General features: G+C 42.9%; 17 protein-coding genes and 1 riboswitch. Of the genes, 7 read left to right on the top strand and 10 right to left on the bottom strand.

Features of this window, described 5'->3' with window-relative positions:
• Positions 1–3: 3 nt before the first annotated feature.
• A complete protein-coding gene (locus ACQCVE_RS18135; RefSeq protein ID WP_426847014.1) occupies positions 4–615 on the bottom strand; it encodes a flavin reductase family protein in 612 nt (203 codons plus the stop codon).
• A gap of 478 nt (positions 616–1,093) precedes the next feature.
• Here ACQCVE_RS18135 and ACQCVE_RS18130 point away from each other — a divergent pair, with 478 nt between their 5' ends.
• The 3 genes from ACQCVE_RS18130 to ACQCVE_RS18120 all read left to right on the top strand — a co-directional run bounded on the left by ACQCVE_RS18130 (position 1,094) and on the right by ACQCVE_RS18120 (position 3,619).
• Entirely contained in the window at positions 1,094–1,993 is a 900-nt protein-coding gene (locus ACQCVE_RS18130; RefSeq protein ID WP_426846982.1) for a LysR family transcriptional regulator, read from the top strand.
• Between the two features lie 566 nt (positions 1,994–2,559).
• A complete protein-coding gene (locus tag ACQCVE_RS18125) occupies positions 2,560–2,934 on the top strand; it encodes a CidA/LrgA family protein (protein WP_426846983.1) in 375 nt (124 codons plus the stop codon).
• Positions 2,924–3,619, top strand: a complete 696-nt coding sequence (locus ACQCVE_RS18120; protein WP_426863582.1) for an LrgB family protein — start codon at positions 2,924–2,926, stop codon at positions 3,617–3,619. The genes ACQCVE_RS18125 and ACQCVE_RS18120 overlap by 11 nt, the downstream gene beginning before the upstream one ends.
• 43 nt (positions 3,620–3,662) lie before the next feature.
• Here ACQCVE_RS18120 and abc-f read toward each other — a convergent pair whose 3' ends face one another.
• From abc-f to ACQCVE_RS18100, 4 genes are all read right to left on the bottom strand, one after another.
• Positions 3,663–5,486, bottom strand: coding sequence for a ribosomal protection-like ABC-F family protein (gene abc-f / locus ACQCVE_RS18115; RefSeq protein WP_426863581.1), 1,824 nt, complete (start codon positions 5,484–5,486; stop codon positions 3,663–3,665).
• 216 nt (positions 5,487–5,702) lie between these two features.
• A complete protein-coding gene (locus ACQCVE_RS18110; RefSeq protein ID WP_426846986.1) occupies positions 5,703–5,819 on the bottom strand; it encodes an RAxF-45 family protein in 117 nt (38 codons plus the stop codon).
• A gap of 157 nt (positions 5,820–5,976) precedes the next feature.
• Entirely contained in the window at positions 5,977–7,083 is a 1,107-nt protein-coding gene (locus ACQCVE_RS18105; protein WP_426863580.1) for an ATP-binding protein, read from the bottom strand.
• Positions 7,061–7,729: a cobalamin B12-binding domain-containing protein gene (locus tag ACQCVE_RS18100; RefSeq protein ID WP_426863579.1), complete on the bottom strand. Its 669-nt coding sequence runs from the start codon at positions 7,727–7,729 to the stop codon at positions 7,061–7,063. The genes ACQCVE_RS18105 and ACQCVE_RS18100 overlap by 23 nt, the downstream gene beginning before the upstream one ends.
• A 535-nt stretch (positions 7,730–8,264) precedes the next feature.
• On the opposite strand from ACQCVE_RS18100, the gene ACQCVE_RS18095 reads away from it, so the two are divergent.
• From ACQCVE_RS18095 to ACQCVE_RS18080, 4 genes are read left to right on the top strand one after another with little or no spacing between them, the layout of a single operon-like run.
• Positions 8,265–9,656: a spore germination protein gene (locus tag ACQCVE_RS18095; RefSeq protein WP_426846989.1), complete on the top strand. Its 1,392-nt coding sequence runs from the start codon at positions 8,265–8,267 to the stop codon at positions 9,654–9,656.
• Positions 9,653–10,828 carry a Ger(x)C family spore germination protein gene (locus ACQCVE_RS18090; RefSeq protein ID WP_426863578.1) on the top strand — a complete coding sequence of 392 codons (1,176 nt, stop codon included), beginning with the start codon at positions 9,653–9,655 and terminating at the stop codon, positions 10,826–10,828. The genes ACQCVE_RS18095 and ACQCVE_RS18090 overlap by 4 nt, the downstream gene beginning before the upstream one ends.
• Before the next feature lie 12 nt (positions 10,829–10,840).
• Positions 10,841–11,956 carry a GerAB/ArcD/ProY family transporter gene (locus ACQCVE_RS18085; RefSeq protein ID WP_426846991.1) on the top strand — a complete coding sequence of 372 codons (1,116 nt, stop codon included), beginning with the start codon at positions 10,841–10,843 and terminating at the stop codon, positions 11,954–11,956.
• Positions 11,928–12,197, top strand: a complete 270-nt coding sequence (locus ACQCVE_RS18080; RefSeq protein ID WP_426846992.1) for a hypothetical protein — start codon at positions 11,928–11,930, stop codon at positions 12,195–12,197. Before ACQCVE_RS18085 ends, ACQCVE_RS18080 begins: the two co-directional genes overlap by 29 nt.
• Before the next feature lie 78 nt (positions 12,198–12,275).
• Here the strand turns inward: ACQCVE_RS18080 and ACQCVE_RS18075 are convergent, their stop codons facing one another.
• The 5 genes from ACQCVE_RS18075 to ACQCVE_RS18055 form a co-directional block, all read right to left on the bottom strand.
• Positions 12,276–13,388 (bottom strand): acyltransferase, encoded by a 1,113-nt coding sequence (locus ACQCVE_RS18075; RefSeq protein ID WP_426846993.1) that lies wholly within the window; start codon positions 13,386–13,388, stop codon positions 12,276–12,278.
• A 448-nt stretch (positions 13,389–13,836) separates the two neighbouring features.
• Positions 13,837–15,180, bottom strand: coding sequence for a Na+/H+ antiporter NhaC family protein (locus ACQCVE_RS18070; RefSeq protein WP_426846994.1), 1,344 nt, complete (start codon positions 15,178–15,180; stop codon positions 13,837–13,839).
• A gap of 87 nt (positions 15,181–15,267) precedes the next feature.
• Positions 15,268–15,372: riboswitch (SAM riboswitch) on the bottom strand.
• 196 nt (positions 15,373–15,568) lie between these two features.
• Positions 15,569–16,237 carry a GNAT family N-acetyltransferase gene (locus ACQCVE_RS18065; RefSeq protein WP_426863577.1) on the bottom strand — a complete coding sequence of 223 codons (669 nt, stop codon included), beginning with the start codon at positions 16,235–16,237 and terminating at the stop codon, positions 15,569–15,571.
• Between the two features lie 60 nt (positions 16,238–16,297).
• Positions 16,298–16,627 carry a DUF3889 domain-containing protein gene (locus ACQCVE_RS18060; protein WP_426846996.1) on the bottom strand — a complete coding sequence of 110 codons (330 nt, stop codon included), beginning with the start codon at positions 16,625–16,627 and terminating at the stop codon, positions 16,298–16,300.
• A gap of 128 nt (positions 16,628–16,755) precedes the next feature.
• Positions 16,756–17,220, bottom strand: a complete 465-nt coding sequence (locus tag ACQCVE_RS18055; RefSeq protein ID WP_426846997.1) for a divergent PAP2 family protein — start codon at positions 17,218–17,220, stop codon at positions 16,756–16,758.
• Positions 17,221–17,807 lie beyond the last annotated feature (587 nt).

Genomic DNA, 17,807 nt, shown 5'->3' with positions numbered 1-17,807 from the left:
TTCTTATTTCGGCCTCTCCATAGAGAAAATATCGCCGATCTTTCCATACTTTGTGCCGGCGAGCCTGCTCACTGCACCAAGTTCTCTTTCCATGATCTTCCCTTCTTTATAAACACTTTGCTTAAAATGATACTGGACGACCCGCCCGATAATAAAGTCCACTGCAGGTTCTCCATCCCGGCCTCCAAGCTCTAAATGGTTTTCGAGCACACATTCAAACCGGACCTTTGCTTCCTCTATACCCGGGACTTGAACCTGCTGGCTTTGAGTAAGGGTTAATCCGCTAAAGTCAATTTCACTTTGGTCAGGCGGAAGCGGAGCAGATGTTTCATTTATACTTTTTACATTTTCCTCGTCTGTTACATGAATGACAAATTCTTTTCCGTTAATAATATTTCTTGCTGTATCTTTCATTTTCCCCTCTCCCCGCTGTACAGCAATGGTTAACAGAGGGGGATTTGAAGAAGCTACATTAAAAAAACTAAACGGAGCTCCATTTACCACATCATCATCGGAAATTGATGTGACAAAGGCTATTGGTCTCGGGATTACACTGCCTGTCAGCAGTTTATAATTCTCCAATACTGATAAATCCTTCGGACAAATTGAAATCATCCATACCATCCTCTCGATCATAAACTGCCACCGTGCAGGCTTATATCTGTTCAGGCTGCCATACATCCCGGAAGAAAGCGTCTCCTTCCAGCATCCAGCCATTCATGCTGGGTTCTTTCGTCATACAGGTCCGTCTGCCTATGTTGGCAGATACCCGTTTTTCAAAAGCAATAATCTAAATATTGGTTACTAGTTGAATAATTGAATAATTGAATAATTGAATTACCTTTCCATCTGTTTTGACAGCATAAACAAAGACGGCTAAAGTATAAGAACAATAGCGTTTCCGGATTTCCAACCATCCCATTGAAGATACTGCAGATGTCTGGACGGATGATCGTTTTCCGCCCAAGCTTATATATTCCGGCCCTTTACCGGATGATTGCTCAGAACTCAAACAATTTGACTGAAAATCCTTTTATTCCTTCAGCAGCAAGCTTTAATCGATTCAATTTATCCATTTACCAGAGGTGACTTTATGGAATTAAGACAGCTGAAATACTTCGTAGAAGCAGTCAGGCAGAAAAACTTCACAAGAGCTGCTGAAAAAATGCATGTCTCCCAGCCTGCTCTCAGTAAAATGATAAAATCCCTGGAGGATGAACTTGGTGTTCCTCTTATTATCCGTAATCATAAAGGACCTGAGCTGACTGATGCAGGACATTCGGTATACACTCATGCCGTGCGGATGATCAGCATTGAAAAAGAATTGCTGTCTTCGGTCATTGATGTGAAGGGGCTTAGCAAAGGGACGATTAAAATTGGCATCCCCCCTATTATCGGGAGCCTTTTTTTTCCGAAAGTTCTCTCTTCTTTTCATACCGCCTATCCGAAAATAAACATTCAAATTACAGAATTCGGAGCGAAAAAAGTTGTAGAGAGTGTTCTCGCAGGAGAAATTGAAATGGGCGTAGCCGTACTGCCTGTGGACGAAGAGCGATTTGATGTCTTTCCAATTGTGGATGAAGAAATGGTCCTTCTTGTTAACGAAAGTCACCCGCTTGCATCCAGCAGAGAAGTAAGGCTGGCCCAGCTTAGCCGTGAAGATTTTATTTTTTACAGTGAGGATTTCGCTTTATATGAACAGGTCAGAGAGTACTGTATAAATGAGGGGTTTGAACCAAATATTCTATTCCAAAGCTCCCAGTGGGATTTTATGTCTGAAATGGCGGCTGCAGGGCTCGGGGTCACAATCCTTCCGCAGTCCATCTGCAGCCGGATAACGAGCAGCCGTCTGCGGAAAATTCCAATCCGGAATCCTGCAATACCGTGGAGGCTTGCGATTATTACTGTAAGAGATTCTTATACTACATTTGCCGGCAATGCGTTTATTGAATTTATCCTTGGTATGAAGGACCGTTTAAGAACCGGAGATTGACGGAGCTGGAAAGAGCCGGTTTCTGATCTATCCATAACTAAAAGTTATGTTTTTGATAATAATTATATATTTCACGAATTATTGCCTTCGTGCTATTGTAGAATGCAGGCAAACAATAAAGAGAATCCAGTATAGTTGCTGCATCCGGCCATCAGACCGGGTTAGTTGCGTTAATAAAGGATTTCTTTCATCGAACGGTTAGATATAAGGATTGTGGAAGAGCTGAAAGAAATCGCTCCTGAGGCTTGCGATATGATCCTCGCTTTTGCATACAGCGCAGTGCTTTCGCGCGAAGGCCTGATAAACAGGCAGGCTCTCTAGTTACACAAGCCGCACTGGAACTCCAAATAAATACAGAGCTTACCGCAGGTCTCACACCTAAAGAAATATAAAAGAGTCAATCATTCATAACTCCCTATACCAGCTTCCCGAGAGTTATGAATGCCTTAACCGCTGCAAAGATAGCAGACAATCAGCGAAAAAAGAGACGAAAGCGTCATCTTTACTAAGGGTCTGACTCAGGCTTTTTTTTAAACGATTGTATGTTTTGAAAAGGAGGGTCGCTTTTGAAGTGGATCAGAGTCATTACGCAAATCGGTTTCATCCATTGCTTTTATCTTCTCGGAGTCTTCGTAAACCACATTTTAACTCTTCCCATTCCTTCTGGAATAATCGGCATGACTTTTCTTCTTGCAGCCCTCTATTTCAAAGCCATTCGACTTGAATGGGTTGAGAAAGGAGCTGCGTGGCTTTTAGCTGAGCTGCTGCTGTTCTTTATCCCTTCTGCTGTTGGAATCGTCGACTACCGGGAATTATTCGGCTGGGTTGGGATTCAATTGCTTGGCATTATTTTAGTGAGCACTTTTATTGTAATGGGTGCGACTGCTCTTACAGCTGAAAGGATTCATAAAAGACGGGAGGCGATAGCAGATGCTGATTGACATCATGGCTGCCACTTTCATCACATTCATCGTCTACAAACTTAGCCAGTGGTTTTATAAAAAAGTGAAATTTCCTTTGCTGCACCCTTTGCTGATCAGTCCGGTTATTCTGATTGGCCTGATCCGGTTGCTGGAGGTCTCAGCATCCGAGTATACTGACCTGTCAGTTCTCCTTACACATATGCTGGGCCCGGCTACCGTTGCTTTTGCCGTGCCAATCTATAAGCATGCCCATCTTTTAAAAAAATACATGGCTGAGATTTTTTTAAGTGTAGCAACGGGCTCTGTCGCAGCAATCGTGACTTCTTTTATTCTGGCCATTTGGGTCCATTTAAACGGAGAATGGATTTTAAGCATTCTTCCACGATCCATTACAACCCCGATCGCAATCGAAGTCTCAAGAGAAATTGGCGGTCTTCCTGCCCTCACCACCGCATTCGTCATTGTCACAGGAATTATCGGCGGAATGATTGGCCCTTCTATCATAAAGTGGATGTCCATTAAAACGCCCGTTGCAAAAGGGTTGATGCTTGGGATGGCCGCTCACGGTGTAGGTACATCGAAAGCAATGGAATATGGAGAATTGGAAGGAACCTTTTCCAGCCTATCCATGATTCTCGCAGGCTTTCTTACCATCTTTCTCGGATATTCACTCATTCCGCTATTAGCTGGTTTTATCTTATAGCAAACGCTAAAAGCATCCGCTTTGAGCGTTTTTTATGCAGCTGCTATTCTGCCAATAGAAGCTGTTCATACAGTTTTTCCCGCTTGCTCTGAAGCTGCCGGAGTTTTTCTGCAGCTTTCGGTATTTCTTCCAGAAGTGCAATTTCCTGCTCAAGCACTTCTAATTCCACTTCAATTTCATGGGCACTTCTTGGTCTTTCTGCAGACGGCTTCCGCTCATTCTGGAGTTCAGTCTGGAGGAATAAATCCTCCATTTTGCTCCTGGCATAGCGATAACCGCCTGTGAATTTATGCAATTTCTGATTATAGATCCAGGCGGTTTTGGTAAAGAGCTTTTCTAAAAAGTACCGGTCATGCGACACCGCGAGCACCGTCCCGTCAAAATGTTCAATCGCGTCCTCCAGCACCTCTCTTGACTCAATGTCCAAATGGTTTGTAGGTTCATCAAGAATAAGAAGGTTAATATCCTGGTGCATCAGCTTAGCAAGCTGAATTCTCATTTTCTCTCCACCACTGGTGGTTTCCATTTTCTTAAATACGGACGCGCCGTAAAATAAAAATTTTGCCAGTACATGCCGGGCCTCATCTTCTGTTATTGAAATTCCGCTGCGGAAACATTGGATAATGGTTTCATTTTCTTTATTTTGTGAGATCATTTGCTGGGCAAGATATCCTGTCTTTACACTGCTGCCAAGCCTTGCAGATCCATAATCCGGATATTCCTGATTTAAAATCATACGGATAAGCGTTGACTTTCCTGATCCATTTTCTCCCACAATGGCCAGCCGATCCTTATACAGCACCTCCAGATTCGTATTGTTAAACAAAAGTTTATCTCCAAAGCGCTTCGTCACTCCATCGATTACCACAGTTCTTTTGCCGCTCCTGTCACTTCCATTGAAGGTAAGATCCATTTTTTTATGGTCAAGCACCGGCTTCTTCAGCTTTTCCATGCGCTCCATCGCTCTTTCTATATTTCGAGCCCGCTTATGAAGTCCTTCATTAGGAGGGTTTGCCTGGTTTGCCCATTCTTTCAAACGCTTAATGGCTTCCTTCATTTTCTTGATTTTCTTCTGCTGTTCTTGGTAAGCCTGGAATTCAAGAAGGAGCCGATTTTGCTTCTCTTCTGTAAATCCAGTGTAGTTGCTGTGGTAGACGGTTATTTCTCCATCGTCTAAATCCAGAATTTTTGTTGCGGTTTCATCCAGAAAATGCCGGTCATGTGAAATCATGATGACGGTTCCTTTATACTCCCCAAGAAATTGCTCCAGCCATTCCACTGCCCGAATATCCAGATGGTTCGTAGGTTCATCTAAAAGGAGCAAATCAGGCTCCTGAAGTAAAATCATTCCTAACCCGACTTTCGTTTTCTCACCGCCGCTTAGAGAGCAGAAGGGCTGGTCCAACAGGCCTGAAATCTGCAGACCGTCAGCTACCTTGCTTAGCTTTGAGTCCATTTCATATCCTCCAAGACGCTCAAATTGATCCTGCAGGCTGCCGTAACGGATTAGAACCCTTTCCAATTCTGCACGGTCCGCTCCTGCCATTACAGCTTCAAGATCATTCATTTTCCTTTGTATTGAACGTAAATCCTCAAAAGCTCTCCTAAGGATTCCTTCTGCTGTCTCTCCCGCTGCAGCCGTTGGAATTTGTGCAAGATAACCTATTTTCGTATCTTTTCTAACAGACACAACTCCTGCATCAGGTAGCTCCTTGCCCTTAATGATGTTAAATATGGTTGTTTTCCCGGTTCCATTCCGGCCAACCAAACCTACCCGGTCATTATCGTGAATTTCTAATGATAAGTTTTCAAACAGCAAATGCGACCCAAAGGATTTTGAAACATTTTGTACAGAACAAATAATCATTGGCTAAACACCTCCAAATTTATTTTTTTATGGATTAATCGTGGTCTCCTCACACCCGCTGCTATGCTTTACACTCGAATCAAACGATGCAAAAAAAGCCGGAATAAGCAGAATTTGCTCATCCCGGCCAAAAAAGCACAAAAAAGGAGAGCTAACAAGCTCTCCCATAGCGCACTTTATAAGCAGATTAGAGATTCTTCTTAACATTCTGTCATGCTATGCAGTTGCGAAAAAGGACAGACGTGTCCCGTTGGCAGCTGCTGCATGAAAAATTGCACGGCATAAATATAGGAATGTCAGTCGGTCAGCCTGTGCAATTGCAGAACGTTTCATCTCTTCTCCACCTCCTTCGGCAAATTGTACTCATAGTATAGCCGAAAAATTGTTTACTGACAATTTTTTATTTTCTCTTACTAGTCTTCACACACATCTTCCTAAGAAGGATTATGATTCACATCATTAAAAAGAGCACTCATCATGAGTGCCGGGTTTAATATAGCTCTACATAAGGCAGGACCAGCTTAACTCTCGTCCCTAAACGGCTTTTGCTGGTCACTTCAATCTTTCCTTCGTGATTTTTCAGAATCTCCATACTGACGGCCAGGCCAAGCCCTTTTCCTGAAGTTTTGTTAGTTGAAAATGGAATGAATAGCTTTTCCATTATCTCTTCTTCAATACCGCAGCCATTGTCGTCAACGATGATTTCTATGGATTCCCTTTTCAGGGTTGTGAAAATTTCAATTTTCCCCTTACAACCGACGGTTCCCATAAATGATTCCATCGCATTCCTGACAATGTTTAGAAGAACCTGTGTAATTTTCCGATTATCCACAAACAGCACCGGGTTTTTTAAATTGGCCTGATAATGAACTTCACAGCCAAAATTCAAGGCTTCCCTTTTCGCAATCATCGCCGTTTCGTCAAGCAGCTGGGAAAGCAATACCTTCCTCTTCGCCATGATTGGAGGACGCTCGTCAAATAAGTATTCATACAGTTCATCATTCGCCCGATTCAGCGCTTCAAAGGACAGCGTTTTTTCACCCGGGTCGATGAGATGCGGTTTCACCTGGTTAAAGAATCCCTTTATGCTGGTGAGCGGGCTGGAAATATCGCTTGAAATACTGGCAGCAATCTCCTTAAAGGACCGTACATGATGGTTTTGTACAGCCAGCTCCTTCATTTCCTTAAGAGACTTCTCAAGCTGGGCATTTTTCTCCAGCAGCGACTGATTGGCTTTCATTAAATCCAGTTCAAGGTTTTTCATCGCCTGATAAACAGGCTCCAGCGATTCTTCTTTATTGACGCAAAAAATATGAATGGTATCTTTGTTTTCATACTGAATGTATATGTCAAACAGGCATAGCGGTTTGCTTTTCGTTTTCATGTTAAGCTCAATCCTTGAAATAGACGGTGTATCAAGGATAAACGATGCCGCCTTCTTTTTGCTTCCAATTCCTACTATATCAATGAAGTTGAAGGCTTCATCAAATTCATTATGGGTTCTCTTTGAAACAGCGAGAATGTTAAGCCGCCGATTTACCATAAAATAAGAGAAAGGTACCTTCTCGTATTTATTAGACATTAATTGCATTTCCATGTTGAACAGTCCCTGTATAGTTAATTAGATCCTCAATCTCTGTAAGGCTGCGGATAATCATCGTGCCGGGAGGACAATGAAACTCCAGATCGTGGCTGGCTGCAAGCTTCCCACCTACCATGATAACCGGTCCGAACGGCAATTCCTCCAACACTTCAATATATTTATTAACGAGCGGCAGATTGTAGACGATATTCACTGAAATCCCAATAACTTCAGGCTTAAATTTCTCTGCAAATTGCAGTGCATGTTCAAGCTTTAGATTTCTGCCGAGACACTGTGTATCCCATCCGTTTTCGTGAAAATAGTTTGAAACTATATGCACTCCCAAATCGTGCTCTTCCCCTTCAACACAAAAGAACATTGCTTTTTTCTTTTTCAAAGGAATGACATGATAGGTTTGCTTTAGAGAGTGATAGTACTTATATGAAAGAAGGTTTTTGCATACGTGGGAAGCTACATGCTCTTCGGCAACGGTTATCCTATTTTCTTCCCAAAGCTCACCGATGTGGTACATCGCTTCTTTTATCATATCGTAAAACTCCATGGTGTTCTTGCCGGAGGCTGAAGATTGGAGAAAGGTCCAGGCTTTCATTACTTTTCCATCCAGCAGAAGCTTACTTAGCTCTTCCACTTGAATATTCATTTTTCCTCACCTGCCTTTATTAAGTTCTCACGCTTAAAAATGCCAGTAAACAAAGCCTAACATAAGTTAGGCAAATAAGGTATGGTTATGCCCAGTCATCATTATAGGATGGTTTTTAGAGAAAAATAATTAACTTAATATATACCCAGTAGAAAATACTATAAACCGTAAGAATGAATTTTTTTGACGCCAGGTCCGGGAAAGGCTCGCAGCGGCTAAGCAAAGGCTCTATCTCCCTTGGATGGAGTCAGCAGCCGGAATTGCTTTTTAGAGGTTATTTAATTAAAGCGGAGATGGCATGATGAAAGTCGATCAACTGAAGGAAGAATGAAGATTATATATATTTCTGGGAGCATTCAATAAAACCTTCTAAGTTTGTGAAAAATAATGATGTCTTCTATGTTCAGTAATATTATCTAATACAATCGTAACACATTCTTTTAATACAAAACCCCTTTTTCCGGCTTTGTTACATAAATTTAACGATTTCACAAACAATAAATCGAAGCTTCGGCAGCACAGGGGGGGATAAGCAATGGATCTAAAAGAGGGATTCAACGGGAGCCTTAAGGAAAATAAACATGCTATAACAGCGATCCTTCATCCCATGCAGGATTTGTCCTTCCATCCTATTTTGCTTCCATCCCAGCCTGCAGTCGAAGGTTGTCTTATCCGCTTAAAAGGGATTTCAGATGATACGAAAGTAACAGAGAAAATTCTCCAGCCCATCCTGAATTCAAACGAGATTCCTTTAAAAAAGGATTTCCTTAAAAAGCTTACGCGAAGGGTCCTGGCAAGCGATTTGTCTATTGGAACCTCCCCTATGGAGGCGGCGGAAGCTGTACTCGAGGGTCACACCGTCCTGCTTATTGATGGCTACAAAGGATTTATCGACCTCGAAACATCTGGAGGAGAACACAGACCGGTAGAGGAAGCGTCTTCTCAAATGGTCATCCGCGGCCCTAAAGAGAGCTTCAATGAGACAATCCGGACCAACACAGCTCTGATCAGGCGAAGGTTAAAAACTCATGACCTTAAACTGGAGCAATTAAAAATCGGAGAAATTTCTGCTACTAAGGTCAATTTGATGTATTTGGAAAGCAAAGCCAGTCCGGCTACACTGAAGCTGATAAGAAAACGATTGAAGGATAATGAAACGAAGCTCGTATTAGAATCCGGCTATATTGAAAGAGTGCTTGAGGATCACCAGGTTACTCTTTTCCCCACAATAAATCATACAGAACGGCCGGATGAAGTGGTAAGCAGTCTGATTGCCGGAAGAATCGCCCTTTTAATCGACGGAACACCGTTTGTTTTATTGTGCCCGACAAGCTTTAAGCACTATTTCTACTCACCAGAGGATCTCTATCAGTCCAACGCTGCAGGAAAGCTGATTTTACTGCTTAGATACCTTTCTTTTTTCCTGTCTGTTTTCGCACCCTCCATATATATCGGAATGATTACCCATCATCAGGCCCTTATTCCAACTTCTTTACTGATTAGTTTGTACTCACAGCGCGAAGGGGTGCCTTTTCCGGCCCTGATTGAAGTATTGATTATGGAAGTAACATTTGAAATTCTGCGCGAAGCAGGCGTCAGGCTTCCAAGGGCAATTGGCCAAGCCATCTCTATTGTAGGAGCGCTCGTTATCGGACAGACAACGGTACAGGCAGGACTGGTATCTACAGCAGTTGTGATCGTTGTCTCAATTACCGCCATTTCAAGCTTTACTTTGCCAAATTACAGCCTGGCCATCACAGCACGCATGGTTCGATTCATCCTGATGTTCGTAACTTACTTCCTGGGCTATTACGGACTGATGCTGGCAGCTATTATGTTTGCCGGTCATCTTTACCAGATAACCACGCTTGGAACACCTTATATGTCAAAAGGAATGCAGGCCGGCAAGGGAGGCAGCAAAACGTGATAAAGTGGATGATTCTTCTCTGCATGCTTCCCATTTTAGCCTCATGCGGTACCCAGCAGGAATTAAACGATCTTTCGATTGTTATCGGAATCGGGGTAGATACAGCAGATCAAGGATACCAGGTTACCCTGCAGCTTGTAGACCCAAGTGAAATTTCAACCGGAGCGGGAATGTCCCCCGGCGGAAAAGCTGTCCCGGTCATCAACATGGTCGGTGAAGGAGCGTCCGTAAATGAAGCCTTTCAGGAGGCGGTATCCAAAATATCCAGAAGAACCTTTTACAGTCATTTGTCTGTCGTCGTCATAGGAGAAGAGCTCGCAAAACGGGGAATAAATGAAATCATTGAACATATGGAACGCGGATCGGATATCCGGAGCAGCTTGCTGCTTTTTACGGCCAAAGGCCAGACCGCTCTTGAAGTGCTATCCGCCCTTCCTCCTTTAACGAAGGTTCCTGCCTTATCCGCTCAAGGGAAAGTGGAAAACAACCTTGAAAACTACGGAACCGTTACGAAAGTCAATATTGTAGACTGGGCGAAAATGACCGGCTTTGAGGGTTCGGATGCCGTCATGCCAGGCATTTATAACCGCGGAGACCCAGAAGTATTTAAAAAGCAGGAAAATCTTGAACAAAGCGAACCATTTTCTACAGCCGTCGGGTATACGGCTATTTTTGGAAAAGATTCAAAGCTGAAATACTGGATTGGTCCAGAAGAAACAAAAGCGATGCTCATTCTTAAGAATCAGGCACGCCGGACATTTATTAATGTAGCCTGCGATGGAGAACATATATCGTATGAGCTTCCCTATTCAAAATCAAATTTGAATGTTAGAGAAAAGGCCGGAAAAATTTATATTGATATAAAAATCTTCACAAGAAGCGAGCTTTATTCCCTGGGGTGCATGAAGGAAAAACAGCTCACGGAAAAAATGATCAGAAAGCTGGAGAATCTGATGACAGCCGAGCTTAAAGATGGTATCTTTCGGGCAGTTCAAGCATCTCAGGATAAACAATCAGATATTTTCGGCTTCGGAATGAAGTTTGCCCAGCGTGAACCGAAGAAATGGAAGGAGGTTAAAGACCGTTGGAAACAGCTGTATGAAGATGCGGAAGTTCGCGTTCAGGTGTCAACCGAATTGCTTAGGGGCGGAGTAGTCGAAAGTCATATGTAAAGAGGGATTCTTATGGGGAAAATTTCATCAAGGCAGCTGTTTTATTTAATTTTTATATTTGAAATCGGCAGTGCCATCCTTCTTGATCCCGCTAAAGAAGCTATGAAGGATGCATGGCTGGCCATGCTGATCGGGTTTGCCGCCAGCATTCCGAATCTCCTTGTCTATATTTATTTATCCAGGCTTTCAGGACGAAAAACAATTATCGGAATACTGATCATGCTTCTCGGGAAAAAAGCTGGAATCGCCGTTTCTTCCCTTTACATTCTTTATTTTCTCTATATCTGTACCCGGGTGCTGAGGGATTTTGGGGAGCTGCTTATCATTACAGCCTATGATGAAACGTTTTTAATCGTGATCAGCAGCTTTATGATGCTGGCAGTCATGTATTTTGCAATCAAACGGGTCCAAGTGATTGCAGGTGTTTCAAAGCCCCTGTTTTTTGCTATTACAATCCCATTTTTAGTTGTTGTCTCTTTTGAAGTCATTTCCAGAATTGTGGATGTAAACGAGCTGCTTCCCGTACTTCAGGATGGACCGCTTCCTCTTTTAAAAACGGTGTTTCCAACAGTCATGACCTTCCCATTTGGGGAAATGATTGTATTTACGATGTTTTATCCTCTTGTTCAAGAAGGCGCGAAGCTGATCAAAACAACACTGACCTCAATTTTTTTGGCCACACTGGTCCTGTGCACAACTGCCCTGCTTCATGTTTCCATCCTCGGAGCAGAAATGACGAAAAACTTTGTCTTTCCGATTCTTGCCACGGTCTCTCTCATCAACATTTCAGACTTTATCCAGAGGCTAGACTCCATCGTTGTCATTTTAATGATTATCGTGGGTTTTGTGAAAGTGTTTATGTTTTTCTATGCCGCACTTAGAAGTACGGTCGAGTTAACCGGCACAAATAACCCGGTGCCTCCCGCCCTGATTTATGGAATCGGAATCACCTTTGCCTCACTCTCTGTTGCCAACACTCAATATGAACATTTCCAGGAAGGTCTCAATTTTGTTCCATTTTTTCTCCACGTTCCCTTTCAGATGATCATTCCAGCTGTCCTGCTTTTCGTTCTTTGGCTGAAAAAAAGGAAAAAAGGTGATGCAGTTGACCATTATAAAGAAATTTAAAAGAGCATTAACAGAAATGAAAACGATAGCCTATTCACTTACGATCATAATCGTCCTTTTTATCGGGATTGCCTGTATTGATTTGTATCAGGGCTATTCGTGGAACATGATCATGAAAACGTTTACGCATGAGTTGAAAACGTCCTCCATGAACGATCTTTTCTCAATGTCCATTTTCCTCATTCTCATTATCATCTATCTTTATGTGACCTCGGTAAAGTCGGACAAAAAGAAATCTTGAAGATTGACCGCCGAATACAGCGGAGAAAAAGCCCAGTGCTTAATGCACTGAGCTTTTTCTTAAGGATTTATCCTTTTTTTAGGCTGGCTGTTTTACGCCATCTTGCGCTTTCGAGTGCTTACCGGAACCTGATTTTTTAATCTTCGGTACAGGCAGAAGATAAGTGGAAAGCGGCAGGAACGTAATAAGTCTAATCGCTGCTGCACACAGGACCGTGACAACGATAAACATTGGTGCTACATAAGCGAAGCTCCAGTACTGTTCAGGCAGATGTCTTGCAAGCAGATACAGGATCATTGGATGAATCAAATAAATTCCCATTGAATACTTCCCAAGGAGTACAAGCGGCTGCCGCACTGCTGCAAACTTTGAAAGCAGCGGGTACATGCCCACAATGGACACACACAGCAGCGGGATGTTTACCAGATTGGTTAATCTGCGGTTTGAAACGTAGCCGACTGTTTTGTACTCAATGACGCATCCAATAGTAACGGCAATTGTAACGAGCAGCATTGTAATCGGTCTTTTAACTGCGAAATCGCGGATGCCTTCCCAGTAATAGGCCATTAATCCTCCGAAAGCAAAGTAGAAAATCCAGACAGGCATAAACGCTTTGCTTGCGATAAACTCTCCAAGCGCCCCGTCGAACGGAGGCTGTATTCCATAAAGGTTATAACTGATAATAAGAGATACGAATGCAAAAACAATTATCAAGGATTGAGAGTTAAAAAGCTTTGCCAGCAGCGGAAAGATTAAATAAAACTGTAATACAATAGAGATGAAATAGAGATGGTAAAAGGACTCGCCTTCCAAAAACGTAATGATTTCTGTAGCTGGATCTGCAATGCCCTTGCCTGTGTACAAATACATCATATAGCGGTAGGCTACACTCCATAAAATAAACGGAATGATAACCTTTGCAAATCTTGACTTAATATATTTTCCAAATTGAAATCCTTTATTACGCACCTGTAAAAACAGCAAAAATCCGCTGATTACTGCAAATATAGGTGTTCCAAATCGTCCTACCTGATTTAAAAAGTGGGAAAACGCATCAAACTTTTCTCCATTCATGCCGTAGTAGGTAGCAGATACATGCACTGCCAGCACCCCCAGGCAAGCGAGGGCACGAAGGAAATGGATTTCAAATAAATAAGCTTTGCCGCTTTTCTTAATAGCCTCAGTTGACATTCTCATATCGCTCCTTTACTGAGTTAGTACTTTCCCATTCTAAACGATATCTGTCTATGTGTGTAAGACAAATTTGAAAAGCATGCTTTCGTACGGGAACCCCATAGAGGTCTTAAGATGGAGTGATGGGGCTGTAAGCGCAACCAAGCCCTGATTAAGCATGAGCACAAAGTCATCAGCTTTTTTTAAAAACTAAAAATGATGTGTTAGTCATTAATTGTTCCAGCGATAAAAATCATCAAAAATTTTTATAGGAACAGATATTTACAAAAAATCACGCATTTTGTCGAAACCTGTCGTCCGGAACAAGGTACCCATGACTGGCTGAAAAATTTCTATAGGCTCTCCATCCTGACTTTCCCTCTCGTCCCCGAGCCTATTTTGCATCACAAATTGATTTTTGTCAAAAAAATGGGCGATACTCCTGCCTCGTATCGCCCCTGAAAAATCAACTGTAATTTTCTCTTACATCAGCTGCATCGGAATCCTGCTTATTTGATTTAGGCTTCAGCTTCGGAAAGCCAAACGCAATAGCCAGAAGTCCGCAAACAAGTGTCAGCATCGGGTAGAACGTGTACGGGATGATGCTGAGCGGTGAGGCTTTAACAAGCTGAGCCCCCGCAAGCATCTGAGCCCCATAAGGAATCAGCCCCTGTACGCTGCACGAAAAGATATCGAGAATACTTGCAGATTTTCTGTTATCAATCCCGTACTGATCCGCAATGTTTTTGGCAAGCGGGCCTGCAGTAATGATAGAAATGGTATTATTTGCCGTTGATAGATTTGTTGCACCCACCAGACCGGCAATTCCAAGTTCTGCGCCTCTTTTTGATCGGATATTTTTCGTCATGGCATTTAGAATAAACTGAATTCCTCCATTGTGCTTGATCAGCTCAACCATTCCGCCAATCAAAACAGAGAGGATAATAAGTTCAGCCATTCCTGATACTCCGTCCATTAGCGATTGGGAAAAAGAAAGGATATTGAAGCTGCCATCGGAGAGTCCGATGATCGCGGTCAATACTATTCCCCCCCCAAGCACGGCAACAACGTTCAGTCCTGCCAGAGCTCCAATCAATACTCCAAGGTATGGGAGCATTTTAATGAAATTGAATTCCTTCGTTTCCACTGTGGAATCCATTCCTGCAGAGATCACAATCAAAATGATCGCTGTGACGACTGCTGCCGGCAAAACAATAAAGAAATTCGTTTTGAACTTATCCAGCATTTCTGTCTTCTGGGTTCTGACCGCCGCAATCGTAGTGTCGGATATGAAGGAGAGATTATCTCCGAACATTGCTCCTCCGATAACGGCAGCCACAGCAAGTGCTACAGGGATTTCAGTTTCCCCGCTGATTCCTGCTGCTATAGGGCCAAGAGCTGCGATCGTCCCCATTGATGTTCCCATTGAAAGGGAAACAAACGCTGCAATAATGAACAATCCTGCTACAAGAAAGCTCTGTGGAAAGTAGGTCAGAGCCAGGTTTACTGTCGATTCAACTGCTCCCATAGCTTTGGCCGATTCCGAAAAAGCACCTGCCAGGATGTAAATAAAGACCATAATCATAATATCCGGATGGCCGGCACCCTTTGCAAAGCGCTCAACCTTCGAATTCAGCGTTTCTTTTCTATTCATAAACAGCGCTGCGGCTACTGCGACCAAAATGGATACAACCATCGGCAGTTTATAAAAGTCCCCGGTGATCACACCTGCCGTAATAAAAAGGGCGATAAAAATCAGCAGCGGCAGCAGCGCCAGCGGATTTGCTTTTACTTCACGATTCACGTTCATTTTCCCACCTCGCATCAATTCTGTTCATAAAAAAGACCCCTTCTTATCCTTAAGAAGAGGCCTTAATACACAATAATCAGGACACTCTTCTCATCTTTCAAGCATTTGCTTGCTGGATTTGGCACAGCACTCTTAAAAAAGTCCGCTGCCGAGGCATCGCAGGGCCAGTCCCTCCGCCTCTCGTGATAAGAAGTTCGTAAATTTATGGGCATTTCATAAACAATCTTTTACTACCTTAAGGGCTGCACAAAAAAATGTCAAACCATAATTTTATTTTCTTAAAAAAATATTTACATGCTGTCATTCATGAAAGCCTTACCAAGCCTGCTGCAGCAACAGCAAGGATATATGTTAAAAAAGATGAATAGAAAACAGCAATAATTGCTATTTACTTTCCAGCAAAAGGATTCTTCCATTCCATCAATGCAGCATAATGGCATGATTCTTCATCCTCTAAATAGTTCCCCATGACCTTCAAAGGGGTGCGGCCGCACCTGAGCAAAAAGGTAAGGACCGGATCCTTTAACTCCCCGTTTACAACACCCTCTAAATACTCTTCAGGTTTCAGTTCATCTGACTTTTTATAGTAGCCCGGCATTCTTCCGCCTCCGAGCAAACGATCAAGCTTTTTATGTACAACCAATTCATAGGCAGAAAACATAAGCCAGCTCCCAAGCCCTGCCTTCCGGTATTGAGGTCTTACCCCTATATCCACAACATACAGCGTTCTGCCCTCTGAAACATGGCTGCCGATATAACCCCGGTCCGTCATATCATCCCACGTATGGTCCGGACCTTTCTCGTCATAATCAACTAAAAGGCTCGTCAGGGATCCTGCGAGCACTCCATCCACTTCAATGCATAGAGCTCCTTCCTGAAACAAGCGGATGTGGCTTTGAAGCTGCTCTTTGCTCCACAGGAGCTCGCTTGGAAAAGGAGGAGGAAAGCTCTCCCTCTGAATCCGGATCAATCCATCAAAGTCAGACTCATGATAGTTGCGGATAACAGCAGGCTTCGGACCTTGATCATCAAAAACGTAAAATTCTTTTTTATACATTTGCTTTCCCCCCCATAGTTACTTATTTATACCGCGATCAGCAGGAGGGAAAACCTGTGTTTACCGGTCGGATTCAGTGAATGTGACCGCTTTTACTTTCTGTGTGTCTTTCTCGAACTCCACGGTGACGAATAATCCAAACTCCCGGCTGTCCCTGCGCACCCATAGTTTGAATTTCTCTTTGGCGGTCCTTCCTGAATCTTCACGTCCTATATATAAATAATCCAGGAGCTTAGCGTCCGGGTATTTCTTTTTTGCCTCCTGAATGGCAATGCGCGACCATTTAGCATAAGCAGGCTCCTGCTGATGTTCCCTTGCATAAACTTCCTGAGGTTCAGCACCGGCAGACAGCATCAGTGCGGCAAACAAAACAGACAACCATTTTTTCATAATAGACACATCCTTTTTTCTTTTAGGGTTACGCAAAGGCGTAAAAAAAAGACGTGCACCCGGCACGCCTTTTTTATCCAATTTCAATTTGATCCTTCCAGGTCTGATCTAACTGAATTAGCCAATTTTTAATCAGAGTCCGTTTTTGCACTAATCAGTCCAATTACAATCCCGAGAAGTGCTCCATAGGCCACCTCTTCCGGCTGATGTCCCAAAAGTTCATTCAGCTCTTCCTTCTGTTTCACATGGCCCAGACCTGGGAAATGTCCGGAGAGCAATTCGATATCCGCATCAATATCATTAACAAGCTTGGCAATCTCTCCAGTATGACGGCGAATTCCCTGCGCATCATACATAACGATGATTCCGAATACGACGGCCAATGCTGTTTCAACCGATGTACTCCCATTTTTGGCAGCCACATATGTAGCCAATGACGCCACACCTGCAGAGTGTGAACTAGGCATGCCGCCTGTCTGGAACATAGGACGCCAATCCCACTTGCCTGTCAGCCGTTTATGACCAAAAATCTTAAGTCCCTGTGCAATCCCTATTCCTGCTAAAGCTGTCAAAATTCCTCGGTTTCTTATCAATTCCTTCACCTCTCGTGAGATTAGTTTTGGACTGTTCCAACGGGACTATACACGTTTTCAGTTGGTACATACCCTACTTTGGCAGTTTATAAAATCACGCTGGGATTATACGGACCATATATGAGTATGTTTGAGAAACCAAGGGCGGATTTCTGCACTCAGTACAGCTCAAACACGCTCAGATTTTGTCGAAAAGTCTTTATATGAAAAGTACGGACAATAAAACTGGAAGTATGGACAATAAAATCAGAATACGGACATTAAATCTCAAGTACGGACAATAAAATCAAAATACGGACCATATATGCTTATATATGACAACCCAAGGGCGGATTTCTCAACTCAGTACAGCACAAACACGCTCGGATTTTGTCGAAAAGTCTTTATATGAAAAGTACGGACAATAAAACTGGAAGTATGGACAATAAAACTGGAAGTATGGACAATAAAATCAGAATACGGGTAAAGTCCATATAATTGTGTAAATAGAAAAAGGGTCATATCACCCTCATGTTACAATGTTTTCGACCAAGAAAAAATGTAATGGAGGATGAATATGACCCAGATTAATCTTACCCTAAATGTGG

Origin of the sequence: Metabacillus sp. 113a (genome assembly GCF_050107635.1) — a bacterium.
Lineage (GTDB): Bacteria > Bacillota > Bacilli > Bacillales > Bacillaceae > Metabacillus_B.
This window is presented reverse-complemented; position numbering and strand designations above follow the sequence as displayed.